General features: G+C 55.2%; 21 protein-coding genes and 1 tRNA gene. 12 read left to right on the plus strand and 10 right to left on the minus strand.

Annotated features, from left to right (window positions below; genetic code table 11):
* Positions 1-10 precede the first annotated feature (10 nt).
* The 3 genes from ACRBB0_RS07545 to ACRBB0_RS07555 are packed head-to-tail and all read left to right on the plus strand — an operon-like array spanning position 11 to position 3,214.
* On the plus strand, positions 11-751 hold the full coding sequence (locus ACRBB0_RS07545; RefSeq protein ID WP_431373795.1) for a biotin--[acetyl-CoA-carboxylase] ligase: 741 nt from the start codon (positions 11-13) through the stop codon (positions 749-751).
* A gap of 12 nt (positions 752-763) precedes the next feature.
* Positions 764-1,540, plus strand: coding sequence for a type III pantothenate kinase (locus tag ACRBB0_RS07550; RefSeq protein ID WP_431373796.1), 777 nt, complete (start codon positions 764-766; stop codon positions 1,538-1,540).
* 6 nt (positions 1,541-1,546) lie between these two features.
* Positions 1,547-3,214, plus strand: a complete 1,668-nt coding sequence (locus ACRBB0_RS07555) for a ribonuclease J (protein ID WP_431373797.1) — start codon at positions 1,547-1,549, stop codon at positions 3,212-3,214.
* Here ACRBB0_RS07555 and ACRBB0_RS07560 read toward each other — a convergent pair.
* From ACRBB0_RS07560 to ACRBB0_RS07575, 4 genes are all read right to left on the minus strand, one after another.
* Positions 3,198-3,569: a PilZ domain-containing protein gene (locus ACRBB0_RS07560; RefSeq protein WP_431373798.1), complete on the minus strand. Its 372-nt coding sequence runs from the start codon at positions 3,567-3,569 to the stop codon at positions 3,198-3,200. The two genes, ACRBB0_RS07555 and ACRBB0_RS07560, sit on opposite strands and share 17 nt — an antisense overlap.
* A gap of 161 nt (positions 3,570-3,730) precedes the next feature.
* Positions 3,731-5,173 (minus strand): DEAD/DEAH box helicase, encoded by a 1,443-nt coding sequence (locus ACRBB0_RS07565; RefSeq protein WP_431373799.1) that lies wholly within the window; start codon positions 5,171-5,173, stop codon positions 3,731-3,733.
* A 196-nt stretch (positions 5,174-5,369) separates the two neighbouring features.
* A complete protein-coding gene (locus ACRBB0_RS07570; RefSeq protein ID WP_431373800.1) occupies positions 5,370-6,344 on the minus strand; it encodes a glycosyltransferase family 2 protein in 975 nt (324 codons plus the stop codon).
* Positions 6,341-8,077: a glycosyltransferase family 2 protein gene (locus ACRBB0_RS07575; RefSeq protein ID WP_431373801.1), complete on the minus strand. Its 1,737-nt coding sequence runs from the start codon at positions 8,075-8,077 to the stop codon at positions 6,341-6,343. The genes ACRBB0_RS07570 and ACRBB0_RS07575 overlap by 4 nt, the downstream gene beginning before the upstream one ends.
* Positions 8,078-8,266: 189 nt before the next feature.
* Between ACRBB0_RS07575 and tgt the strand changes: the two genes are divergently transcribed.
* The 3 genes from tgt to lon all read left to right on the plus strand — a co-directional run bounded on the left by tgt (position 8,267) and on the right by lon (position 12,589).
* Positions 8,267-9,394: a tRNA guanosine(34) transglycosylase Tgt gene (tgt, locus tag ACRBB0_RS07580; protein ID WP_431373931.1), complete on the plus strand. Its 1,128-nt coding sequence runs from the start codon at positions 8,267-8,269 to the stop codon at positions 9,392-9,394.
* A gap of 27 nt (positions 9,395-9,421) precedes the next feature.
* Entirely contained in the window at positions 9,422-9,970 is a 549-nt protein-coding gene (locus tag ACRBB0_RS07585; RefSeq protein ID WP_431373802.1) for a hypothetical protein, read from the plus strand.
* A 213-nt stretch (positions 9,971-10,183) separates the two neighbouring features.
* The gene (lon, locus tag ACRBB0_RS07590; protein WP_431373803.1) at positions 10,184-12,589 is read left to right on the plus strand and encodes an endopeptidase La; all 2,406 of its coding nucleotides are present in this window, start codon (positions 10,184-10,186) and stop codon (positions 12,587-12,589) included.
* A gap of 69 nt (positions 12,590-12,658) precedes the next feature.
* On the opposite strand, the gene ACRBB0_RS07595 is transcribed toward lon, so the two are convergent.
* A complete protein-coding gene (locus ACRBB0_RS07595) occupies positions 12,659-12,859 on the minus strand; it encodes a hypothetical protein (protein ID WP_431373804.1) in 201 nt (66 codons plus the stop codon).
* A gap of 164 nt (positions 12,860-13,023) precedes the next feature.
* Here ACRBB0_RS07595 and ACRBB0_RS07600 point away from each other — a divergent pair, with 164 nt between their 5' ends.
* Together ACRBB0_RS07600 and ACRBB0_RS07605 are read left to right on the plus strand one after the other, a co-directional pair.
* Positions 13,024-13,428: an HU family DNA-binding protein gene (locus tag ACRBB0_RS07600; RefSeq protein ID WP_431373805.1), complete on the plus strand. Its 405-nt coding sequence runs from the start codon at positions 13,024-13,026 to the stop codon at positions 13,426-13,428.
* A gap of 232 nt (positions 13,429-13,660) precedes the next feature.
* Positions 13,661-13,736, plus strand: a tRNA-Val gene (locus ACRBB0_RS07605).
* A 110-nt stretch (positions 13,737-13,846) separates the two neighbouring features.
* Here ACRBB0_RS07605 and ACRBB0_RS07610 read toward each other — a convergent pair.
* From ACRBB0_RS07610 to ACRBB0_RS07625, 4 genes are all read right to left on the minus strand, one after another.
* On the minus strand, positions 13,847-15,031 hold the full coding sequence (locus ACRBB0_RS07610) for a vWA domain-containing protein (RefSeq protein ID WP_431373806.1): 1,185 nt from the start codon (positions 15,029-15,031) through the stop codon (positions 13,847-13,849).
* 125 nt (positions 15,032-15,156) lie between these two features.
* Positions 15,157-15,324 (minus strand): apolipoprotein acyltransferase, encoded by a 168-nt coding sequence (locus ACRBB0_RS07615; RefSeq protein WP_431373807.1) that lies wholly within the window; start codon positions 15,322-15,324, stop codon positions 15,157-15,159.
* Entirely contained in the window at positions 15,321-16,703 is a 1,383-nt protein-coding gene (locus ACRBB0_RS07620; protein ID WP_431373808.1) for a DUF2927 domain-containing protein, read from the minus strand. Before ACRBB0_RS07620 ends, ACRBB0_RS07615 begins: the two co-directional genes overlap by 4 nt.
* Before the next feature lie 686 nt (positions 16,704-17,389).
* Entirely contained in the window at positions 17,390-18,229 is an 840-nt protein-coding gene (locus ACRBB0_RS07625) for an AAA family ATPase (protein ID WP_431373809.1), read from the minus strand.
* Positions 18,230-18,511: 282 nt separating this feature from the next.
* Between ACRBB0_RS07625 and dksA the strand changes: the two genes are divergently transcribed.
* From dksA to ACRBB0_RS07645, 4 genes are all read left to right on the plus strand, one after another.
* Positions 18,512-18,934, plus strand: coding sequence for an RNA polymerase-binding protein DksA (dksA, locus tag ACRBB0_RS07630; RefSeq protein WP_431373810.1), 423 nt, complete (start codon positions 18,512-18,514; stop codon positions 18,932-18,934).
* Between the two features lie 96 nt (positions 18,935-19,030).
* On the plus strand, positions 19,031-20,203 hold the full coding sequence (locus tag ACRBB0_RS07635; RefSeq protein WP_431373811.1) for an FAD-dependent monooxygenase: 1,173 nt from the start codon (positions 19,031-19,033) through the stop codon (positions 20,201-20,203).
* 205 nt (positions 20,204-20,408) lie between these two features.
* Positions 20,409-21,377 carry an XdhC family protein gene (locus tag ACRBB0_RS07640; RefSeq protein WP_431373812.1) on the plus strand — a complete coding sequence of 323 codons (969 nt, stop codon included), beginning with the start codon at positions 20,409-20,411 and terminating at the stop codon, positions 21,375-21,377.
* On the plus strand, positions 21,374-22,366 hold the full coding sequence (locus tag ACRBB0_RS07645) for a molybdopterin-binding protein (RefSeq protein WP_431373813.1): 993 nt from the start codon (positions 21,374-21,376) through the stop codon (positions 22,364-22,366). Before ACRBB0_RS07640 ends, ACRBB0_RS07645 begins: the two co-directional genes overlap by 4 nt.
* Positions 22,367-22,486: 120 nt before the next feature.
* Here ACRBB0_RS07645 and infC read toward each other — a convergent pair whose 3' ends face one another.
* The gene (gene infC, locus ACRBB0_RS07650; protein WP_431373814.1) at positions 22,487-23,062 is read right to left on the minus strand and encodes a translation initiation factor IF-3; all 576 of its coding nucleotides are present in this window, start codon (positions 23,060-23,062) and stop codon (positions 22,487-22,489) included.
* Positions 23,063-23,226: the final 164 nt, after the last annotated feature.

Consider the following 23,226-nt stretch of genomic DNA (forward strand, 5'->3'; position numbering starts at 1 on the left):
GGAGGGTGCAATGGCTTGGCCGGACGGATATGGAAAACGTGTGCTCGCTGAGGTGGACAGCACAAATGCGGAAGCCACGCGTATTGCTCATGAATTGGCTGGCCCCGAGTGGATATTGGGTCTCTCCCAAACCGCCGCGCGCGGCCGGCGTGGTCGGGCTTGGGTCAACCCGTTGGGGAATTTCGCCGCGACATTGGTGTTGCAGCCGCGTGAAACCCCGGATGTCGTGGCACTCCGTAGCTTTGTTGCTGCTTTGGCCTTGTACGATGCCTTTAAAAACGTCACCGGCACGGCGGCTGGCTTGGCGCTTAAATGGCCGAATGATGTGCTGCTGAATGGGGGCAAGGTTGCTGGGATTTTGCTCGAGGGGATCGGTGGACCCGGTGGGCACTTGGCCATTGGCATTGGGGTTAATCTGATTGCCGCACCCGAGGCAGCGCAGGTTGAAACCCGCGCTATGGCGCCGGTTTCGCTTTTGGCTGAAACCGGAGTTCGTGTGACGCCAGAGGCGATGTTGACCGCCTTGGCCGAAACCTATGCGATCCATGAGGATCGTTTTGTCACCTATGGATTTGCACCAATCCGCCAGGCTTGGATGGACCGTGCCGCCCGTTTGGGCGAGGTGATAACAGCACGATTGGCCAACCATGAGGTCACGGGCACCTTTGAAGAGGTGGACGCGCAGGGCAATCTGGTCTTAAAGACCGCAAAGGGCCGCGAAGAAATCGCAGCCGCCGAAGTGTTTTTCTGAAGGGCTGTAACCATGCTTTTGGCAATTGATTGCGGTAATACCAATACGGTTTTCTCGATCTGGGATGGCGAAACGTTTTTGTGTACGTTGCGCACCTCAACGCATCATTCACGGACAGCGGATGCCTATTTCACCTGGTATTCGACCTTGGTTAATCACTACGGTCTGAACGTTGATATCACCGATGTTATCATCAGTTCGACAGTACCACGGGTGGTGTTTAACCTGCGTGTTTTTGCCGATCGGTTCTTTGGTTGCCGCCCGTTGGTGGTTGGCAAGCCGGGATGTGATTTGCCAATCGCACCGCGTGTTGATGCCGGTACCGGGGTCGGGCCGGACCGTCTCGCCAATGCTGCGGCCGCTTTTGATCGTCATGGTGGTGATGTGGTTGTGGTCGATTTTGGGACGGCGACGAACTTTGATGTTGTGGCCGAAGATGGGGCGTATGTCGGGGGGGTGATTTCTCCGGGCGTGAACCTAAGCCTCGAGGCTTTGCACCAAGGGGCCGCCGCGCTGCCCCATGTCGACATAAGCCAGCCCGAGAAAATTATTGGCACCAACACTGTGGCCTGTATCCAATCCGGTGTGTTTTGGGGCTATGTCGGCCTGATTCAGGGCATTACATCGCGGATCAAGGCCGAATATGGTCGTCCGATGAAGGTAATTGGCACTGGGGGGCTTGCGCCCTTGTTTGCCACGGGTGAAATGCTATTTGACTCTATCGAAGACGACCTGACCATGCATGGGCTGACCGTCATTTATAATCATAACAAGAAAAATGGGGGCTAGCGGCACATGGGTTCGGAGCGGCTGATATATTTACCTTTGGGTGGTGCCGGTGAAATCGGCATGAACTGTTATGTCTACGGCTATGGTAAGCCGGGGCAGGAGCGGTTGATTGTGGTCGATCTGGGCGTGACTTTCCCGGATATGGATAACACGCCGGGCGTTGATTTGATCCTGCCCGACATCACCTGGCTGAAAGAGAACCGCAACCGGATCGAAGCGGTGTTCATCACCCATGCACATGAAGACCATGTCGGTGCGGTGGGCCATTTGTTTGCTGATCTTGGTGCGAAAATCTATGCTCGGGCGTTTACGTCGAACATCGCACGCCATAAGCTTGCGGAATACGGCGTCGAAGGTGGCGCTGTGCAAACCGTTGGGAAATGGCCCGAAACCGTGCAAGCGGGGCCGTTGACCGTTGGGTTCTTACCTATTTCGCACTCGATTCCCGAAAGCAGTGCCCTTGTGATCGACACGCCAGATGGTCGTGTCATCCACACCGGTGATTTCAAGCTCGATACAACGCCGCTTGTTGGCGAAGCCTGGGATCCCGAACTATGGGCCGAGGTCTCCAAAGACGGCGTTAAGGCGCTGATTTGCGATTCCACCAACGTGTTTTCCCGCACCGCAGGTCGCTCCGAGGCCATCGTGACACCGGCGGTGGAACAGTTGGTGGCCGACGCCAAAGAGATGGTGGTTGCCACCACTTTTGCCTCCAACGTTGCGCGGGTGAAATCTCTGGCCGAAGCGGGTGCCAAGGCCGGACGGTCGGTGTGTTTGCTTGGCCGGGCCATGCGCCGAATGATCGAAGCCTCAATTGAAACGGGTGTTCTCAAAGGGTTTCCACCGGTGATTGGCCCCGAAGATGCGGTCAAAATGCCAAGAGACAATGTCATGTTGATCGTTACCGGAAGCCAAGGAGAACGACGCGCCGCGAGCGCGCAACTGGCACGTGGAAAATTCAACGGCATCACGCTAAAGGACGGCGACCTTTTCTTGTTCTCGTCCAAGACCATCCCTGGCAATGAACGCGGAGTGATCCGGATCATGAACCAGTTTTCTGAACTGGGTGTGGATATTGTTGGGGACAGCGACGGCGATTATCATGTGTCCGGTCACGCCAATCGTCCCGATCTTGAAACTATGCAAGACGTTGTAAATCCACAGATTGTTGTGCCAATGCACGGCGAACATCGGCATTTGCGTGAACATGTCAAACTGTCTGAGGCCAAGGGCCGTCAGGGTGTTTTGGCAGTAAATGGTATGATGATCGATCTCAGCGGGAACAAACCCAAAGTGGTCGACTATGTCGAAACCGGTCGGACCTATCTTGATGGGGCCGTGCAAATCGGTGCGCTTGACGGTGTTGTGCGCGACCGGATTCGCATGGCGTTGAACGGTCATGTTTTGGTGACGGTGATCATGGACGAAGATGATGAAGCGCTTGGTGATCCATGGTGCGAGGTTATGGGCCTGCCGGAACAGGGCCGCAGTCATGCGCCGCTGACGGATATTCTGGAAGAAGATCTGTCGCAATTCATGGGCCGGGCAGGGACCAAAACCCTGACCGATGACACTCGGTTGGAGGGCGAGCTGCGTAAAATCACGCGGCAAAGCTGTCTCAACGAGATTGGCAAAAAGCCGGAAGTCACCGTTGTGATCAGCCGGCTTTCCTAAGCGACCTGTTAGGCAGTTTTTCGAATTCAGCGTTTAAGCGTCTGGCGAGAAATTGTTTTACAGAGTCCGAGATCGCAAATTGAACACCGGCGGAAGTGGCTTTGGTCCAACGCAAATCCGCCGGGAACTGTCCAATTTGATGGATATGTACAATGAGTGTCTCAGCCGAGAAGGCTGATTTGGCCACCGGATCAAAGATCAACCGAGCCCCGGTTGATGAAATATTGCTAACAAAGCACGGGATTTCATATCCCTCTTGAATCGCATGAGCCGATAGGCGGGCCAGAAAACGGCGCGCCTCGCGTTTGGGATGGAACGTTTGGTCGACGTCCCGAATGATACGTTCTCTAAACAATCTTTACTCCAAAACAGGTTGGGTGCCCCCACGCGTTCAGGATGGCAGTTGTTCGTTAACGAGGTCTAAACTGATTTGAGTAGCTGTAACCAAATAAAAAGCACCTTGGCATACAGAGACCTGTACCGCCAAGGTGCTGATTCGTAGGCTTTTAATTTATCTTAGCTCGCGCGTCGCTCGTCAAAGCTGAGCGCAATAAACTCCGGCATGTGATCTCCCATACCGACAATTGTATTGTCTCGACCACCAGATGCGCGGCGATTTTCCGGCTTGGCTTTGTCATTTCGGCGGCCGCGCGTGTTCTTGGTATCGCGTGGTTCATCTGACCGGCTGCGGCTTGTATTTTCCGCAGGTTTCTCTGCCGAGTCTCTTTGCGGGGCGGCTTTACGTTCTGTACGTTCACGCACCGGTTTGTCAGATTTTGCTGACTCGGGCTTTGTTGGCCGTTCAACTGGTTTGACAGGGTTCTCGATGCGTGGGATCTCTTTTTGGATCAACGCTTCAACCGCATCAAAATACTTCTCATCACGCGGGATGACGATCGTCATTGCTTTGCCATCGCGTCCTGCGCGCCCTGTACGGCCAATACGGTGTACATAATCTTCGGCGTGACTTGGCACGTCAAAGTTGAATACGTGACTGACCGATGGCACATCCAACCCGCGCGCAGCAACGTCCGAGGCCACCAAAATCCGCAATTCGCCGTTACGGAAACCATCTAGGGTTTTCATGCGCTGCGACTGGTCCAGATCGCCATGGATCGGAGCCGCGTCATAGCCGTATTTCTTGAGCGATTTTGACACGATATCTACATCAACCTTGCGGTTGCAAAAGATAATCGCATTGGTGCATTTGTCGCCTTCACCGTCGATCAACGCCCTCAAAACTTTGCGTTTTTCACTGCCTTCACGATCACGACGTGACGCTTTGAACACAACTGCACCTTGCTCGATTGTCTCAGATGCCGTGGCCTGACGAGCGACTTCGATCCGCGCCGGTGCCGACAGGAACGTGTTGGTGATCCGTTCAATTTCGGGGGCCATTGTGGCCGAGAAAAACAGCGTCTGACGGGTAAATGGCGTCAGGCTGAAGATGCGTTCGATGTCAGGGATGAAGCCCATATCAAGCATACGGTCGGCTTCGTCGACAACCATAACCTGTACGCCGGTCAACAGCAGTTTGCCACGTTCAAAGTGATCGAGCAGACGACCGGGCGTTGCGATCAGGACATCGACGCCTTTGTCGATCAATGCGTCTTGCTCCTTGAAAGAAACGCCACCGATCAAGAGGGCTTTGGTCAGTTTGACATGTTTGGAATAGGTATCGAAGTTTTCCGCCACCTGCGCCGCGAGTTCGCGCGTTGGGCATAACACCAACGACCGGGGCATACGTGCACGGGCACGGCCACGGGCCAACATGGAAATCATCGGAAGGGTAAAGCTGGCTGTTTTGCCGGTGCCGGTCTGGGCAATGCCCAAAACGTCTTTGCCTTCGAGCGCCGGGGGAATGGCACCTGCTTGAATTGGCGTCGGGCTTTCATAGCCGGCCTCATCAACCGCTTTTAAGACTTTTGGGCTTAGGTTCAGGTCACTGAATTTTGTCATTCGGGTCCGTATCTGTGCGGACACTATCCTGGCCCACGCGTCTGTCTAGGGTTAGGCCCTGATGGCCTTGCATGTTTGCATTCACAACCCCTTGGCGCGTGGTTTAGTTAAAACAAGGCCCAAGGTCAATCATGGCGGCACTGTACCGGAAGGTCATTCGCTGACATTGTTTCCAGTGTGGCAACTTTATGTGGTTTTACAGCGCATTGATGCCAGGAAAGTGTTTGTGACGAAGCGTTTGCAAATCCATCTCGTGGCGCCGGAGCAATCCGTTGGCCTTGAGTCTGAGGCAGAGATCAATATCAGCCACGCAGACTTCGTGAAAAAACGCTTTGAGCGCGTCCTCTCCTCCGTCGGATTCGATGGCACGAAACAAATCATGCAAATTCATCGCCCCATCCGTTCGAACCTGTGGTTTGAGTTCTGAGCGATAGGAGCCTTGTGATAGGCGAAACCGATAGCTTTGGATAAAATGTTGCCAACTGTCGGCATGAAAATGGCCGAGCTCAATCTCGTCCAGTTCCACTTGTCCGGGGTTTTGGACGCCGTTTAGAATGACATTGTGGATCTTGATCTGCAGCCCTTTTTGCCCGGTGCGAAAAAACAGTTTTCCGGCGACATGAGACAAAAATCCACCAGACAGATAGGGCCCCCAGTTGGGAAAACAGGCCAAAGACGCCGCTTGCCGCTGTTTCTGGTTCAGATGAAAAGCCTTAAAAACCGTTTCGCCGGGTTCGACCGCATCGCCCGGCGCAAGGGCTTCGATGGGGCGCACGCGGGCACAGAGCGCCTGCTCAGAAAGGGCGGCCAAAGGCGCGGCGACATCACCTGATGGCAATAAGAATTCATCGACATCAATATGCGTCAACCAATCGACTTCGACCCGGCGGTTATTGGCATGGCGCGCATTGAGGCTTTGCCGTACCTGATGTTTGTCGGGGCGGCCTTTGCGTTTGTCCCAATAGACGGCATCAGTATGCATCACCTTGATTTTTGGATGAGATTTCAACGCGGCCAGCGTCTCGGGCACATCGTCATCAAGGTAAATATAAATCCGATGCGCGCCCAGTTCAAAATGCCAAGCGGCGAAATTTAAGATCGCGACAAGAGGGGCTTTGATCGTCGAAATGACTCCCCATTTCACGGCGGATTGGGGCGCATCGACAGTCATGGCAACCTTCCAAAGACACGGGTGACGGCGGCGTCGAAATCAAACCTGTGACGCAACAACATATTGCGTTCTTTCAAACGGGCCCGCAACTCTGGGGTGTCGGCGCAGACCTCATCGAAAAAGGCGCGCAACCCGTCATCCCCTTCTTCGTCGGCTAGAAATTTCAGCAATTCCGCTTGGCCCAATTCGGGGCGGTCTGAGCGTGGTCGATAGCTGCCTTTGCTCTGGCGAAAGCCGAGATGACCGCGGAAATGTTCCCAACTCGGGGCATGGAAATGCGCCAGGTAAAGACCATCGGGCTTTTCACGATTGCTGGCATCTTCGCCGTTATATTTGAGCGTGTGGATACCAAGGCGGGTGTCGGGAATGCCCGTTCTTGCAAAGACTTTTCCAGAACTATGCGACAAAAACCCGGCATAGAGATGCAGGCCGAATGTAGGATAAATGTCTTGCAGGTCTGATTTTTTCACCCCTGCTTGCTTGTGGGTCAGCTTAAAATGGGTCGGCGTGCCGCGCTCAGGCGCGAGGGCCTCGGCCGGTGGCATTCGCACCATTGACATCGCGGGGCCGATATCGGCCAACTTCTGAGCCAAGGGTTGATCGGTCAGAATAAACTCATCCACATCAATATGGCCGAGCCAATCCAAATCGTCCTGCGTCGCACGCAATGTCCGCGTCGCATTATGCGCCTGACGCAGCTGATGCGCTTCCATACGGCGCTTGCCTGTTGCCTCCCAATAAGCGTCATCGCACATCGTAACATGCACTTTGGGGTGACGCATCAGAAAGGCGGCGGTTTTCGGGTTTGGCTCGTCCAGATAAATGTGTAGCGCTTGTGCGCCAAGTTCCAGATGATGCGCCGCAAACCGGGCGATCTGGCTTACCGGTGCTTTGATCGTGCTCACCAGCCCCCAGCGCAACTTATCGGGGTCCAAATGCAAACGATCCACCGGAACAGGTGCGATATTGGATTTGGCCTTTGATTTTTTCTGTCTCAGCTTGCGTTGTTTCATCACCTGAAGGCGGCGGAACAGCGTTCGCTCATCGTGGATCAACAGATCAATCAAATGATGGGCGAGGGGGGCAATCACCGCGTCTCCCTCCGCCTCTTGCCACAACCGTGCAATCAGGTTCACATCAAGCCCACCACCGGTGAGCGAATAGCTGTCCATCTCAAGCGGCAATTGTGCAGTCACGCGCCGTGTCAGAGTAAAGGGTTGGTGTGGGGTAAGACCAGAATACATCCGCTCTGATTCATACAGTTTCATCGTGCCAAACAGGGCTGTCATCGACAGGCCCGTGGCGCGTTGGGTCGCTGTATTACCGTGGTCGCCAAATGTGGTAATCGCCGACACAAGCCAGCGTTGATCCAGCTCTTTGATCAACAGCGCACCATGTTCAGCCCAAAGCCGGATAAAAAGGGCAGGTGCATGATCTGGAAAACTGCGCTTGCGTAAATGCGCAATGAGCATTCCGTTCAAATATGCCAGTTCAGACAGGCCTTGCAGCTCCTCACGCAGCTGGAACCGCTTGCGATGGTAAGAGGAGCGGAACGGTCTGCATTCCGCTTCTATGGTCTCAGGATCAGGGACGGTTTCGCCGGACATCGCCGCCAAATCCACGTCCAAAGGCGGGATCGCTTCGCCTGCCGCATAGCTAAAACTGTCTCGGCGGCCCTCATACTGGGCCAGTAGGGCCTTGATGCCGCCCTTATATGTAGGTGTTCTGCTCATGGGGGTATCTTCTGTCGACCGGTCGTTGGGGGCAAGGGGCGGATCACCTGTAGAGGGTAGGTTTTGCAACCTGTGACCTGTGCGCCGCTGGCTGCGATCCACGATCACGCAACGGTCTGCTTTGGCTCAGGCCGGGGGGCTGGCATCAAAGGGCTTGGCAAGCGCGCAGGCATGGGGCAAACCGGCGCAATGGCACAGACATCTTTTGAACTTCACGCCCAAGATGGGCAGGCCCGCACCGGCGTCATCAAAACCCCGCGCGGCGATATCCGAACCCCGGCTTTTATGCCGGTTGGCACCGCAGCTACCGTCAAGGGCATGATGCCCGACAGCGTGCGCGCCACTGGGGCCGATATTTTGCTGGGCAACACCTATCACCTGATGCTGCGCCCCGGCGCTGAGCGGATCGACCGCTTGGGCGGTCTGCACAAATTCATGAATTGGGAGCGTCCGATTCTCACCGATAGCGGCGGATTTCAGGTGATGAGCCTGTCTGACCTGCGCAAGCTGACCGAAGAGGGCGTGACCTTCAAATCGCATATCGACGGGTCCAAACACCACCTGACCCCCGAACGTTCGATGGAGATCCAAAAGCTGCTGGGCTCGGACATTGTCATGGCCTTTGATGAATGTCCGGCACTGCCTGCGGACCGGGATCGCATCGCAGAAAGCATGCGCCTGTCGATGCGGTGGGCCCAGCGGTCGCGCGATGCCTTTGGCGATCGCCCCGGCCATATGCTCTTTGGGATCATGCAAGGTGGCCTTGAAAGCGATCTCCGAGAAGAGAGCGCTAAGGCGTTGGTTGATATAGGTTTTGATGGCTACGCGGTTGGTGGTCTGGCCGTCGGCGAAGGCCAGGAAGCAATGTTTGGCTGCCTCGATTACGCCCCCGGTTATCTGCCACAGGACAAGCCGCGCTATTTGATGGGCGTGGGCAAACCCGACGACATCGTTGGCGCTGTCAAACGTGGCATTGACATGATGGATTGCGTGTTGCCATCGCGCTCGGGGCGCACAGGACAGGCCTGGACACGGCGTGGTCAGATCAACATCAAAAACGCCCGTCACGCCGATGATCCGCGCCCGATTGACGAGCATTGCACATGCCCGGCCTGCACCGGATACAGCCGCGCCTATTTGCACCATGTTTTCCGCTCACATGAAATGATCAGCGGCATGCTCCTGACTTGGCACAATCTGCATTACTTTCAGGAAATCATGCAAGGTATGCGCGACGCGATCTCAAACGGGTCCTTTGATGCATGGGAGGCCGAATTTCATGCACAAAGAGCCCTTGGCGACATTGAGCAACTTTGAACGCACAACATAAGCGGAGAAAATCAGATGAAAAACCTTGGTTGTGTCGTGATGTTGTGCCTGCCCGGTGCGGCCCTTGCTGATGGCTTTTGCAATGTTACTGATCCTGTGCAAATTGCCGAAAGGCTGGCCGGTGATTGGTCGCGTGAAGGGGCCATGTCGATTGAAAATGCGGGCACGTCGGCGTTGGAACCCTCAACCGATTACAAGGTTACGTTCAATGCGGATTTCACTGTCGCAACTGAGTTTTTCGAACAATTGACGGGCAGGGCGCATCCATGGGATTTGGCCGATCCAAAGCTTTATGACGTCGATGGCGTTGATGACATGCTCGACACAACAGAACGGACTGATCTGGCGGATATTCTGTCTGATACCAAATGCGGTCCGGGGGCGTTGCCGCAAATGGTTGTGCATTTGACCGAGAGCCATTTGGATATGGAGGTGGCGGGCACGTCGGTGTTTATTCCGTACTTTGATGACCGGATTCTTGAAGTCACTGAATTGACATTGAAAATGGATGAAACTGTGCTTTTTGTGACCGAAACCGTGCTTTTAACGCCCACCACAGAATAACAACCGGTAAGCGAATTCGCCTCAATCTGCGGCAAAACCCCACTTGCGCCGAGCGATGCACAGGGCCATTCTATTGCGCAAAGGCGGCGCTTTTGGGGAAGTCGCGCTTGAACTCGCGCGCTATTAACCCCAGATTAAGCTTCCGAGACCGGAGACGGACATTCGCTGCCGCTGAGCGGGGCCAGTTCCGTCTTGCTAATACAGGAAACGAGCATGAAACAGCATCTTAATCCCTCTTACCCCGTGCTGCCGCTGCGCGACATTGTCGTGTTCCCCCATATGATCGTGCCGCTTTTTGTCGGACGTGAAAAATCAGTGCGCGCGCTCGAAGAGGTCATGAATGATGACAAGCAAATCTTGCTGGCCAGCCAGATTGATCCGGCAATAGACGATCCCGATACGGATGGCATTTACAAGGCTGGCGTTCTGGCCAATGTCTTGCAACTGCTCAAACTGCCCGATGGCACTGTCAAGGTGTTGGTCGAGGGCCAGACGCGCGTTCGCATCACTGAATACCTTGAAAACGATAGCTTCTTTGAAGCCAGCTGTGACTATCTGACCGAAATGCCCGGCGACCCTGCTGCGCTTGAGGCGCTGGTTCACACCGTGTCCGAAGAGTTTGAGCGCTACGCCAAGGTCAAGAAGAACATCCCAGAAGAGGCGCTCTCGGCTGTCGGAGAAGCAACCGAACCGGCGCAATTGGCGGATCTTGTTGCGGGGCATCTGGGCATTGAAGTTCCGCAGAAACAAGAGCTTCTTGAAACCCTGTCGATTTCGGAGCGGCTTGAGAAAGTCTATGGCTTGATGCAGGGTGAAATGTCGGTTCTGCAGGTCGAGAAAAAGATCAAAACCCGCGTCAAAACCCAGATGGAGAAGACCCAGCGCGAATACTACCTGAATGAGCAAATGAAGGCCATTCAGAAGGAATTGGGTGATGGCGAGGATGGCAGCAATGAAATTGCTGAACTTGAAGAGAAAATTGCCGAAACAAAGCTTAGCAAAGAGGCCAAGGAAAAGGCCGACGCTGAGGTCAAGAAGCTGAAAAACATGTCGCCCATGTCGGCCGAGGCGACGGTTGTGCGCAACTATCTTGACTGGATGCTATCGATCCCTTGGGGCTCAAAGAGCCGGGTCAAGAAAGACTTGAACCGTGCGCAAGAAGTCCTTGATAAGGATCACTATTCCCTTGAAAAGGTCAAAGAGCGGATCGTCGAATATCTCGCGGTTCAGGCGCGTTCGACCAAGCTCAAAGGCCCAATCATGTGCCTTGTTGGCCCTCCCGGTGTTGGTAAAACATCGCTTGGAAAATCTATGGCCAAGGCCACGGGGCGTGAATTCATTCGCATCAGCCTCGGCGGTGTGCGTGACGAATCCGAAATTCGGGGCCATCGCCGGACCTATATCGGGTCTATGCCCGGTAAAATCATTCAGGCCTTGAAAAAGGCAAAGACCACCAATCCTCTGATCTTGCTCGACGAAATCGACAAGATGGGTCAGGATTTCCGAGGCGATCCTGCCTCTGCAATGCTTGAGGTTCTCGATCCTGAACAGAACGCGACATTTGTCGATCATTATCTTGAGGTTGAATATGACCTGTCGAACGTGATGTTTGTCACCACGTCGAACAGCTATAACATGCCCGGACCATTGCTTGATCGGATGGAGATCATCCCGCTCTCTGGTTACACCGAGGACGAGAAGATTGAGATTGCCAAGCGCCATTTGCTTGACAAACAGGTCAAAAACCACGGTTTGAAAAAGGGTGAGTTTGAGGTCAAAGACAGCGCGTTGACTGCGATTGTGCGTTATTACACCCGCGAAGCCGGGGTGCGAAACCTTGAGCGCGAGATTGCAAAACTTGCCCGTAAAGCCGTGACCAAGATCGTTAAGAAAGAGGAAAAGAAAGTCACTGTTACCGCTGATAACATTGATGATTTCCTTGGTGTTAAAAAACACCGCTACGGCCTTGCTGAAGAGGAAAACCAAGTTGGTGTGGTCACCGGGTTGGCCTATACCTCGGTTGGCGGCGATCTTTTGCATATCGAAGCGCTCAAACTGCCCGGCAAGGGGCGTATGAAGACCACCGGTAAGCTTGGCGATGTGATGAAAGAGTCGATCGAAGCTGCGGCTAGTTACGTGCGTTCAATCTCGCCCGAGATTGGTGTGAAACCGCCTAAGTTCGACAAGCTTGATATTCATGTTCACGTGCCCGATGGGGCGACGCCCAAGGATGGCCCTTCGGCCGGTTTGGCAATGGTGACGTCGATTGTGTCTGTTTTGACCGGCATTCCTGTCCGTAGCGATATCGCCATGACCGGCGAAGTCTCTCTTCGGGGGAATGCGATGCCCATTGGCGGCCTAAAAGAGAAACTCTTGGCGGCGTTGCGCGGCGGAATCACCACTGTTTTCATTCCGCAAGAGAATGAAAAAGACCTGGCCGAACTGCCCGATAATGTCAAAAACGGCCTTGAGATCATCCCCGTCAAACACGTGTCGGAAGTTCTTGACCAAGCATTGACCGCCAAGCCTGAACCGATTGAATGGGATGAGGCGGCAGAAGAAGCCAAGGCAGCGGCCCTTAAATCCCAAGACAGCGTGTCGGGTGCAATCGCGCACTAATCGCGACAAAACCAAACAAAAAAGGCCCCGAAGAGAGATCTTCGGGGCCTTTTTTAAGCCGACATGGGCTTACTGGCCGAGTGCTGCGCCAAAGACAATCAATGTTGTCAAAGTCATAACCAAGGCCGCCGAGGGCGCGCTGCTTGCTGCAGCGTCATCCGCGATCATAACCGGTGGAACAACGGGTTCCACGATAGGATCGCTCATCGCGCCAGCCTGGGCTGTGGACGCGGAAATCACAAAGAATGCAGCGGCAGCTAGATTTTTCATCGTATGTCCTCAATCGAAACGAAAATCCGAAGCACGTTGCACGGATTTTCCCGGCCGAGTCAAGCAACTGCTGGTCACAAACGCCTTTTTACGATAGGATTCAGTCAGAGAGCATGAGCTCCAACGCGTAAAATGAACGCAAATCAAGAGCAGAGACAGATAAAATGGCAATTACGACCCGGAAGACGACCCGTTCGACAACGGCGTCCAAAGCAAAAACCGAACCAAAAGATCAGACCCCCATGGCACCGGAAGCTGAAAACAAGGTTCAGTTTGAAGAGCAGCCCGTATCGCCACGCGATGAGCTGAAGAAAAAAGAACTGATCGAACTGGCAGTTGAACGCAGCGGTATAAAAAAGCGTGACGCAAAACCGGCGATCGAAGCCGCGTTGGCGATATTGGGTGAGGCCCTTGCCGAAGCCCGTGAAATTAACATGCGCCCGATGGGGAAGATCAAAGTGAATCGCATCAAAAAAGGTGTGAATGGGCAGGTGATTATTGCCCGGATTCGTCAGCCCGAGACCAATGATGTAATTGATCTTGATCCTCTTGCGCAGGCCGCCGAGTAACAAGACCGGGCAGGGGATTGCTTGCTTAGCCGTCCGTTAAGCAACTCGCCTGCTTTTCGTCCTTGGACAAAATTTGGTATCAAAAACGCGCTCTGAACGGGGCGCGTTTTTGCATGTCGGGGGCTGCAAATCTCGTTGAAATCGACCCTGTGAAAGTTTCTGCAAAAAGCCTGCAAAAAATTGCATTTTGCCTCTTGCGCCGGTCTGTCGCCTTGGCTAAACAACGCCTCACGGGTGATTAGCTCAGTTGGTAGAGCGCTTCGTTTACACCGAAGATGTCGGGAGTTCGAGCCTCTCATCACCCACCATTCCCCCACATAAACAAGCAGTTACCAACCGTCTTTGACGCTTTGCTTGTGGTTGCGGTGCGGGGGCTGGCCCCGCAATTCCTACCCTTTTAGCACTCGATGCGTCGCGATTAACGACCAAGCGTGCGCATGCCGCGATCAATGCCATCCAGCGTCATCGGCACCATGCGATCCTCGAAAATCTCGCGGATCATTTGGATCGACTGCGTGTATTGCCAATGCTTTTCTGGCACCGGGTTGATCCACAGATGATTGGCCCATTGTGCCCGCATCCGTTCAAGCCACACCTGTCCCGCCTCTTGGTTCCAATGCTCGTTCGCCCCGCCCGGATAGGCGATTTCATAGGGCGACATCGACGCATCTCCGACGAAAATGCATTTGTAGTCAGCGCCATACGTGTTGAGCACGTCCCATGTCGGTGTCTGAGCATCCCAGCGGCGACGATTGTCTCTCCACAGGCCCTCGTAGACGCAGTTGTGGAAATAGAAATGCTCAAGATGTTTGAATTCGACACGGGCCGCCGAGAACAGCTCTTCTACGATTTTCACGTAGGGGTCCATTGACCCGCCCGCATCCAGAAACAGCAAAACCTTTACGGCATTGCGGCGCTCAGGACGGGTTTGAACATCGAGATATCCGTGTTCGGCGGTCGCCTGAATGGTGCCATCAAGATCCAGCTCGTCATGTGCGCCCGAGCGCACCCAGCGCCGCAGCCGTTTCAGCGCGACCTTGATGTTGCGCGTCCCCAGCTCGACCGAGTCGTCAAGATTCTTGAACTCGCGTTTGTCCCAGACCTTCACCGCGCGTTGATGGCGGGATTCGTTCTGGCCAATGCGCACCCCTTCGGGGTTATAGCCATAGGCCCCAAAGGGCGATGTTCCGGCGGTCCCGATCCATTTGTTGCCACCTTGATGGCGCCCTTGCTGTTCCTTGAGCCGCTCTTTGAGCGTCTCCATCAGCTTGTCAAAACCACCAAGCGCTTCGATTTCGGCCTTTTCCTCAGCGCTCAGATGCTTTTCTGCCATTTTAGCAAGCCAATCAGCGGGGAGATCGACCGCATCCAGAACCTGTTGTGGCGTGATGTTTTCCAAGCCCTTGAAACTGGCTGAAAAGGCGCGGTCATAGCGATCAAGATGACGCTCATCCTTGACCATGGCGCTACGTCCGAGAAAGTAAAAGCTTTCAACGTCATAGGTGGCCAGTCCAGCGACCATGCCATCGAGAAAAGCCAGGTATTCACGCAAGGAAACCGGCACACCGGCTTGGCGTAGATTTTCAAAGAAAGGTACAAACATGTGCGCGACATTAGGCCTGTGCGCAGCGCCCCGCAATACACGCCGTTGCGTTCCTGGATCAGTTCACAAAACAGCACAAAAAAACGCACCGGATGTCTCCGAGGCGCATTTGCAACCCGGCCGGTTTAGGCCAGAAGTTTTTCGATCGTGATCGTGGCAATCACACCAACGAGGGCAAAGGCAATCGCATATCCAATGGCGTATTGAGCAATATCAGCCTTGTCGCCGTTGCGACGTTTGGCGGTGAATCCGCCGATAAGAGCCCCGATCAATGCGCCTAAGATGACTATCATAACCCGCCCATTCTCCGTCTCGTGGGGTTGAGTGAGCCGATTTCGCGCAGCTTCGCACGCACAGCCCAATCTGAGCCGAACCCGTATCGCGCCCAGCCAAGCGAGTCCAGTCGGACTTGGCGGCCCTCGGTGGTGCGCCCGGTCATTTCAAGCGCTTCGGCGCGCAGCATCATCAGCGTTGCCAAGAGGGCAGCGTTTTCATGGCGCATTGCGGTGTCGAGATGCGGTGTCAAAAGGTACAAGGCATCATTGCCACGGCCTGCGCTGATCGCATAAGCGGACAGCTGTGACGCCACGTATGCCCGGTGCAAAGCGGTATCGGCCCCTGAGCCAAAATGGCGTTGCGACAGAACAAAGTGGTCTTGCGCGGCCTCGGGATCAACCGCTTGTAACAAACGGCCCATGGCATAATGCGAAAACGCCAGACGGTGATCGGACCAGCCCATGGCCTTGGCAACCTGCAAGGCTTCGCTTGCGGCGGCCCGGCGTTGCGCGGGATTAGCTCCGGGGCCAAGCGCGGTTTGCACGGCGTCGATCCATACACGCGGCGTTTTGTTCAAACGGCGTGCGGGTTTGCCCTGACCTTGCGGATTGATGCGGGCGAAAATCGTTGGCAAACGATCGGCGACCTGACTGCGGGTCATACCATTTCGCAGGGATGGATCGTAATAGGCACGCAGCATCGTCATGTCGAAACCGGTCAAAACCGTATGCACGTTGTCGTCGTTAAAGACGCTGTCGGGCAGGCGATAGAGATCGTTCAACGGGCCAAGCGCCTGTGCCAATTCTTCGTGCAGGCAATCGCGAACCTCTTGGGCGCTGGCATCGTTGGGAATAAAGATCGCCAGCTTTTCGCGTTTGGTGAGCTGTGACCAGCTGGTCTTGCGGGTGCGGCGATTGGCTTTGTATTCCTGCAATGTCGAGACATTCGGCACAACAAAACACGCGGCTTGCGGCAGATATTTGCGGATATCGGCACGGGTCACCGCTTGAATGGTGATATTGGCGCGGGCCGAATTGGTCAGGTTGATATTGAGCCCGGCCTCATTGCGCAAACGGTGCAACAGACGGGTCAGATCCGGGGCTAGCGAAGGAGGGGGCGCACCGGCGACAGCCACGGTGATCGGGCCTTCAAAACGGGTCAACGTACTGAGTGTACGACCCGATTCCAATGTGAAGGCCAGATCAAGAAAGTCGCGTGCCATATCGGAATTCGACGCCACGGGGGCGGCGGGTCGCGGCACGGAAAAGACCTTCATAGGAGGCAGACCAGTGTCCACAGCGGTGGCCGAGCGGGTCGGCGTATCTGATTGCGATACCGGCATACAAGCACCAAGCATCAGATAAAGGGGAAGAAGAAGACGACGGGTTCTACGCATCACAGCCTCTGAACTTTGAGGAACGGTGTGACAACGCCAATCGGGCCAAGAGGCCGCGGGCGGTGACATTGAAGTCCTGAGACAACGTGATGAGAGATGCGGATGCAAAACGGCTGCCCAAAAGGCACGCTCGGGGCGAGGTAAAGATCACATATGGCAAAAGGATACCATAGAAAGACGCAACGCCTTTCTGCACATCATTTTGCACTGGACCGCCCTCGGCACGCAAAGCGCGCTCGGTCTTAGCCTTTAGTTGGGACACTATTTGAAGCCTGCCTGCTCATTGTTTACTCAGATGTTCAAGACATCCGGTGTTTTTCTGTCCTCTGTAGGGAGACTATAGGGCAAAAACACGGTTTCTGCACAGAGCAGAGATGGGCCTTGCCCAAAAAATTTTCCCGCGACCGGGATTATGAAGAATTTGTATAAAATGTAGGTGTTTGCGAGGTGCAAGGATGCAACATTGCCCCGATCTTCAGGCGGTTTTTGGCCAGTCAAACGGGGCGGTAATGCGGCTTTTGCATAGGGTGACGTATGGGCAAAGCCGCCGATTGGGCGCAAAAGTGTTTAAACTTTGTTAAGCAATCTTAACGCGCGTCCAGTTGGTGGCCGTAGGTGCAAAAACCGCCGCCGACATCTTTGCCACCGTCGCCACCACCACCATGTTACGTCAGGTTGAAACGCGATTAACGCTCGCGTCGGGCCATAAAGGCAAGGCGTTCAAACAAATGCACATCTTGCTCGTTTTTTAACAGGGCACCATGCAAACGGGGCAGGGCGTTTGCCCCATCGCGTTTGAGATCCTCTGCGCTCAGGTCTTCGGCCAAAAGCAGTTTGAGCCAATCCAAGACTTCGGATGTGGATGGCTTTTTCTTGAGCCCCGGCTGATCCCGTACCTCATAAAACTGAGTGAGCGCTGTGGTCAGCAGTGCATCTTTGAGTCCCGGGTGATGGACTTCTACGATTTTGCGAAGTGTGTCCTGCTCTGGGAACTTGATATAGTGAAAGAAACAGCGCCGCAAAAACGCGTCGGGAAGTTCCTTTTCATTGTTTGATGTGATGATCACAATCGGCCTGTTCTGGGCCTTGATTGTTTCGCCGGTCTCATAAACATGGAATTCCATCTTATCGAGCTCTTGCAGCAAATCGTTGGGGAATTCGATGTCGGCCTTGTCGATTTCATCAATCAACAGCACCACTTTTTCTTTCGCATCAAAGGCTTGCCAGAGCTTGCCCTTGCGAATGTAGTTCTTTACATCATTGACGCGCTCATCGCCCAACTGGCTGTCGCGCAACCGGCTGACCGCGTCATATTCATAAAGACCCTGTTGGGCCTTGGTGGTGGATTTGATGTTCCATTCGATCATCGGGGCCCCAAGCGCCGTGGCGACCTGACGCGCCAACTCGGTCTTACCTGTCCCTGGTTCACCCTTGACCAAAAGCGGACGCTCCAGCGTCACAGCAGCGTTCACTGCCATCGTCAGATCATCGGTTGCAACATAGGAATCGGTGCCTTGAAAGCGCATGGAACTCTCCTGAATATAATGCGCTAGGGGTAGCTAGCCCAAACGCGCTTGGCAAGACGCACCGTTTCGTCACTTTTGCAGTGCAAAAGTTAATCTGCTTAAGGAAGTGACTTGTTTACGGGAGTTTAGGAGGAGTTGTTGTACTCTCTTTTTCCGTGTCCTGAATTGGCGCTTTCGCTAGTGACATCGCCGCGGCCATGCGGTAGATGCTGCGCCAAGGGGCACCAATACTCTGGAGAGAACCTAAACATGTCGGATATTGGTGGTGATAACGGGGGTAACATGAAACCTGAGAATTTCCTTCCCGACGATTATCGTCCGGTTGATAACGAACCTTTCATGAATGAACGGCAGCTCGAGTATTTTCGCCGCAAGCTGTTGGCTTGGAAGACCGATCTGATGGCTGACAGCCGCGATACCATTGAAACTTTGCAGGAGGGGACGCGTAACATCCCCGACGTCAATGATCGCGCCAGCGAAGAAACCGACCGTGCGCTCGAACTGCGCACGCGGGATCGTCAGCGGAAACTGGTCAACAAAATCGACGCGGCCCTGCGCCGGATCGATGAGGGTGAATACGGGTATTGCGAAAAAACCGGTGAGCCAATCAGCCTGAAACGGCTGGATGCGCGTCCGATCGCAACCATGACACTCGAAGCCCAAGAACGCCACGAGCGGCGCGAAAAGGTCCATCGCGACGACTGATGTGGTCTGTGCGGGCTTAAGGCGCGCAATCGCGATGACAGACATGAGCGCCGGGGCTTTTTGGCTCCGGCGTTTTGCTATTCAAAGGAAGTGAACATGGCGCTTGATGGCACAGGCATCACGATTATCGGTGGTGGCATTGGTGGTTTGACGGCCGCATTGGCGCTGCGCTCCAGGGGGGCGAATGTTCGTGTTTTGGAGCAGGCCGATGCCATCCGCGAAGTTGGCGCAGGCATTCAAGTAAGCCCGAACGGGTTTCGCGTTCTGGACGCACTTGGGCTTGGTGATGCTTTCCGCGCCATCACAGTTGCGGGGCAGGCGGTGTCATTGCGCGACTACAAACGTGGTGGCGAAGTGATGCGGCTTGATCTGACATCGCTGCCCGAGACCGAAACCTATCGGTTTGTGCATCGCGCTGATTTGGTTGAGCTTTTGGCGGAAACGGCACGTCAGGCTGGGGTCCAAATCCGGCTGTTGCAAAAGGCTGATACAGTGGTGCCCGGCCCTAAACCGCGGGTCGACATGGTCAATGGCGATCACATTGATGACGATCTGATCATTGGCGCAGATGGGCTGCATTCAGTGCTCCGCCCGGTTTTGAATGGCGTTGAGGCCCCGTTTTTCACCGGCCAAGTGGCATGGCGTGCGGTTGTTCCGAACCTTATGGGGCACCCACCTGAGGCACGTGTTCACATGGGGCCGGGCCGCCATTTGGTCAGCTACCCATTGCGCAATTGTCAGGCCGTTAACATTGTCGCGGTAGAAGAGCGGCGCGAATGGCAGGCCGAAGGGTGGAGCCATACCGACGATCCAGCCAGCCTGCGCGCAGCGTTTTCGAGCTTTGGTGGTATGGTGCCAGAAATGCTGCACGCGGTTGATGCGCCCGGTGTTTGGGGGCTCTTTCGCCATAATGTTGCGCGCAAATGGTTTGGGGAAAATGTGGCGTTGTTGGGCGATGCGGCTCACCCAACTTTGCCGTTTATGGCGCAGGGGGCCGTTATGGCGATCGAAGATGCCTGGGTTCTGGCGGATGCATTGCACAAAGCGCCCGATTTTGCTGAAGGGTTACACTCCTACCAGACACGGCGTGCGGGTCGGGTGCGACGCGTGGTTGAGGCCGCCAATGGCAATGCTTGGAAATACCATTTGCGCAATCCGCTGGTGCGGGGCGTGGCCCATTTGGGGCTTGGTGCGCTTGGTCGTTTGGCTCCGGATCGGATGCTTGGTCAATTTGACTGGATTTATAAGCACGACGTCACGGTTGGCTAACCAAACTTGTGCGCCCAAACTTGCGCACAGGGTCGCGCTTGCGCGCACCAGTTTCAGACGCGTCCCCCAACCTGTCCTTCCCCCGGATTCGCAGGGCAGGACATGGCCCCGCCCGTGCCCTTGAAAAATCCTGCCAAGTGCAGACTTTAGAAGGGGGCGACTTTGGTCGCCGCCGTGATAAACCTTGGGGGAGGAGGAGTGGGCGATGGATCGATTTGACAAAATACCTGAGCAGGCATTGGCATGGCACAAGGCCGGGACAGGCGCTGTTTTGGCCACCGTGATCGAGACATGGGGCTCTGCTCCGCGTCGGGTTGGCGCGCAACTCGCGGTATCTGGCAATGGCCAAATCGAAGGCTCGGTCTCTGGCGGCTGTGTTGAGGGTGCGGTGATCGCGGAAGCCATGGAGGCCCTAGAGGTCGGCGAGGCACGCGAACTCGAATTTGGCGTGTCAGACGGGGATGCCTTTGCGGTCGGTTTGGCCTGCGGAGGCACAATCCGCGTGTTGCTGGAACCGGTCGGAACAGTGCTCCCCCAAGAGATGCTGGCGCAATTGGTGGCGGCGCGGGCTGAACGTCGGGCCGTCGCCTATGTGGTTGATCTCGATAGCGGAACACGGCGTGTAGATGGCACCGGCCACAAAGACCGTTTCCGCATGGATCGCTCTGGGTTCGAACCTGAAAGCCGGGTATTTGTGGCCATTCACAATCCACCTTTGCGTTTGATCGTGGTCGGGGCGGTGCATATAACCCAGGCCTTGCTGCCCATGGCGCGCATTGCCGGATATGATCCGGTTATCATTGATCCGCGCGAAACCTTTGGATCAGATGCGCGTTTTCCCGGCGAGACGATCTTGCATGATTGGCCTGACGAGGCTGTTCAAGAGCTTGGCCTGGATGGCCGCACCGCCTTGGTTCTGCTGACACACGACCCGAAATTGGACGATCCAGCCCTGATGCAGGCTCTGCGCTCGGGGTGTTTTTACATCGGGGCATTGGGCTCAACGCGGACCCACGCCAAACGCGTTGAACGTCTGGAACAGGCCGGTTTTAGCGCTGACGAAATTGCCCGAATTCATGGGCCGATTGGCCTTGATCTTGGAGCATCGGGACCGGCAGAGATTGCGGTCTCTATCCTATCCCAAATGGTTGGCGTGCTAAGGAAAGGCGCATGAAATTTGGGTCTGTTGCGATAGCGCAAGCCAATGGGGCGGTACTGGCCCATTCGATCACCTATTCCGGTGGCCGATTGCGCAAAGGACGTCAACTTGACAAGGCTGATTTGGAAGAGCTGGCAGCCCATGGCATCACGGACGTTGTTGTGGCGCAATTGGAACCCGGCGACATTGGTGAAGATGCCGCCGCTGAGCAATTGGCGCAGTCTCTTGTCCCTGACGCGGAACGGGCTGGGCTTCGACTTGGCAAAGCGTCGACTGGGCGGGTCAATATCTATGCCAAAGATGTTGGCGTCGTTGAAGTTTTATCGGACAGGATCCATGCGCTTAACGCGCTGCACCCGATGATAACCGTCGCGACGGTCCCCGAATGGCAACGCACGGCCCCCCGCAATATGGTCGCAACGGTTAAGATTATTTCCTATGCGGTTCCCCAAGCGGCCCTTGAGGCGGCGTGCCTTGCCGGGCAATCGGCGCTCAGATTGCGGCGGGTGGCATGCAAATCCGCGGCGTTGATCCAGACGTCTGTTGGCGATGGCGACACCGGTGAAAAAGGCCATAAAGTCACCGCAGAACGGCTTGACCGAATGAGCGTCGCACTTGCCCCGTCGCATGTCGTGGCCCATGACATCACTCCGCTGAGCGAAGCTTTGCTTCAATCCGACGCAGATATATTGCTCATTTTGACCGGCTCAGCGACGTCGGATGCGCAGGATGTTGCGCCCGAAGCCTTGCGCCAAGCGGGCGGTGAGGTGACACATTTTGGCATGCCGGTTGATCCGGGGAACCTGTTGTTTTTCGGCCATTTGCGGGGCCGGCCGGTGATCGGCCTTCCGGGCTGTGCGAAATCGCCGGCGATGAATGGTGCCGATTGGGTGCTTGAGCGGCTCTTATGCGCTGTGCCTGTGACGCCGCGCGATATCGCCGGTATGGGGGTCGGCGGATTGCTTAAGGAAATTCCGCAACGCGGGCGTTTGCGCGACGCATGAGCGCTGTCACATTATGTGCTGCGCACGCTTATTTACGATTGTCGCGCCCAGACGATCCCATGAACCCATAGAAAAACCCGCCGAAGAATCGGCGGGTTACTTTTTGACGGGCGAAACCAATTATTTCGGCAGCGGCCCGATCATCATGACCATTTGGCGGCCTTCCATTTTGGGCATGTTTTCGATCTTGCCCAATTCTTTGACGTCTTGCGCCACGCGCTCAAGCAATTCCCGGCCCAGCTGTTGGTGCGCCATTTCACGGCCGCGGAAGCGCAAGGTCACTTTGACTTTGTCTCCGCCTTCCAGGAACTTATAGACGTTACGCATTTTGACTTCGTAGTCATGAGTATCAGTTCCCGGGCGGAACTTTACCTCTTTGACTTCAATAGTCTTTTGCTTTTTGCGAGCCTCGGATTCACGCTTTTGCTGTTCGTATTTGAACTTACCGTAATCCATGATCTTACAGACCGGTGGATTGGCGTTGGGCGAGATTTCGACGAGGTCCAGACCGGCTTGGTCAGCCATATCCATGGCGCGCGCAGGTGTCACAACACCTACGTTTTCACCTTCAGCGCCGATCAGGCGGATTTCATTGGCGCGAATGCGGTCATTCACACGGGGGCCAGTGTCGCGCTGTGGAGGCGCGTTATGCGGTCGGCGGGCTATGGGTTTGCTCCGATTTGTTGTCTCAATCAAGGCGGCAACGTAAACTTGACGCGAGTGTGATTCAAGCGGCAAATCGCCTTGGTTGCGTTAGTTTGCACGCCTTTCCCCCTTGCGGTGCCTGAAAAGCGGCGTCAAACCCCTATCTGAAAGCGCGCGGGAGAGTCGCTTGCGCTTGGTGTCAGGTATTTACAAGG

Source organism: Pelagimonas sp. (assembly GCF_050633425.1).
Taxonomy (GTDB): Bacteria; Pseudomonadota; Alphaproteobacteria; order Rhodobacterales; family Rhodobacteraceae; genus Pelagimonas.

Coding starts and splice junctions, on each gene's coding strand:
- ACRBB0_RS07565 (WP_431373799.1), bottom strand. CDS start 5,173: ATGACAAAATTCAGTGACCTGAACCTAAGCCCAAAAGTCTTAAAAGCG.
- ACRBB0_RS07600 (WP_431373805.1), top strand. CDS start 13,024: ATGGCAATTACGACCCGGAAGACGACCCGTTCGACAACGGCGTCCAAA.
- ACRBB0_RS07635 (WP_431373811.1), top strand. CDS start 19,031: ATGGCGCTTGATGGCACAGGCATCACGATTATCGGTGGTGGCATTGGT.
- ACRBB0_RS07595 (WP_431373804.1), bottom strand. CDS start 12,859: ATGAAAAATCTAGCTGCCGCTGCATTCTTTGTGATTTCCGCGTCCACA.
- ACRBB0_RS07640 (WP_431373812.1), top strand. CDS start 20,409: ATGGATCGATTTGACAAAATACCTGAGCAGGCATTGGCATGGCACAAG.
- dksA (WP_431373810.1), top strand. CDS start 18,512: ATGAAACCTGAGAATTTCCTTCCCGACGATTATCGTCCGGTTGATAAC.
- ACRBB0_RS07550 (WP_431373796.1), top strand. CDS start 764: ATGCTTTTGGCAATTGATTGCGGTAATACCAATACGGTTTTCTCGATC.
- tgt (WP_431373931.1), top strand. CDS start 8,267: ATGGCACAGACATCTTTTGAACTTCACGCCCAAGATGGGCAGGCCCGC.
- ACRBB0_RS07545 (WP_431373795.1), top strand. CDS start 11: ATGGCTTGGCCGGACGGATATGGAAAACGTGTGCTCGCTGAGGTGGAC.
- ACRBB0_RS07570 (WP_431373800.1), bottom strand. CDS start 6,344: ATGACTGTCGATGCGCCCCAATCCGCCGTGAAATGGGGAGTCATTTCG.
- ACRBB0_RS07575 (WP_431373801.1), bottom strand. CDS start 8,077: ATGAGCAGAACACCTACATATAAGGGCGGCATCAAGGCCCTACTGGCC.
- ACRBB0_RS07645 (WP_431373813.1), top strand. CDS start 21,374: ATGAAATTTGGGTCTGTTGCGATAGCGCAAGCCAATGGGGCGGTACTG.
- ACRBB0_RS07555 (WP_431373797.1), top strand. CDS start 1,547: ATGGGTTCGGAGCGGCTGATATATTTACCTTTGGGTGGTGCCGGTGAA.
- ACRBB0_RS07625 (WP_431373809.1), bottom strand. CDS start 18,229: ATGCGCTTTCAAGGCACCGATTCCTATGTTGCAACCGATGATCTGACG.
- lon (WP_431373803.1), top strand. CDS start 10,184: ATGAAACAGCATCTTAATCCCTCTTACCCCGTGCTGCCGCTGCGCGAC.
- ACRBB0_RS07585 (WP_431373802.1), top strand. CDS start 9,422: ATGAAAAACCTTGGTTGTGTCGTGATGTTGTGCCTGCCCGGTGCGGCC.
- ACRBB0_RS07620 (WP_431373808.1), bottom strand. CDS start 16,703: ATGCGTAGAACCCGTCGTCTTCTTCTTCCCCTTTATCTGATGCTTGGT.
- ACRBB0_RS07610 (WP_431373806.1), bottom strand. CDS start 15,031: ATGTTTGTACCTTTCTTTGAAAATCTACGCCAAGCCGGTGTGCCGGTT.
- ACRBB0_RS07615 (WP_431373807.1), bottom strand. CDS start 15,324: ATGATAGTCATCTTAGGCGCATTGATCGGGGCTCTTATCGGCGGATTC.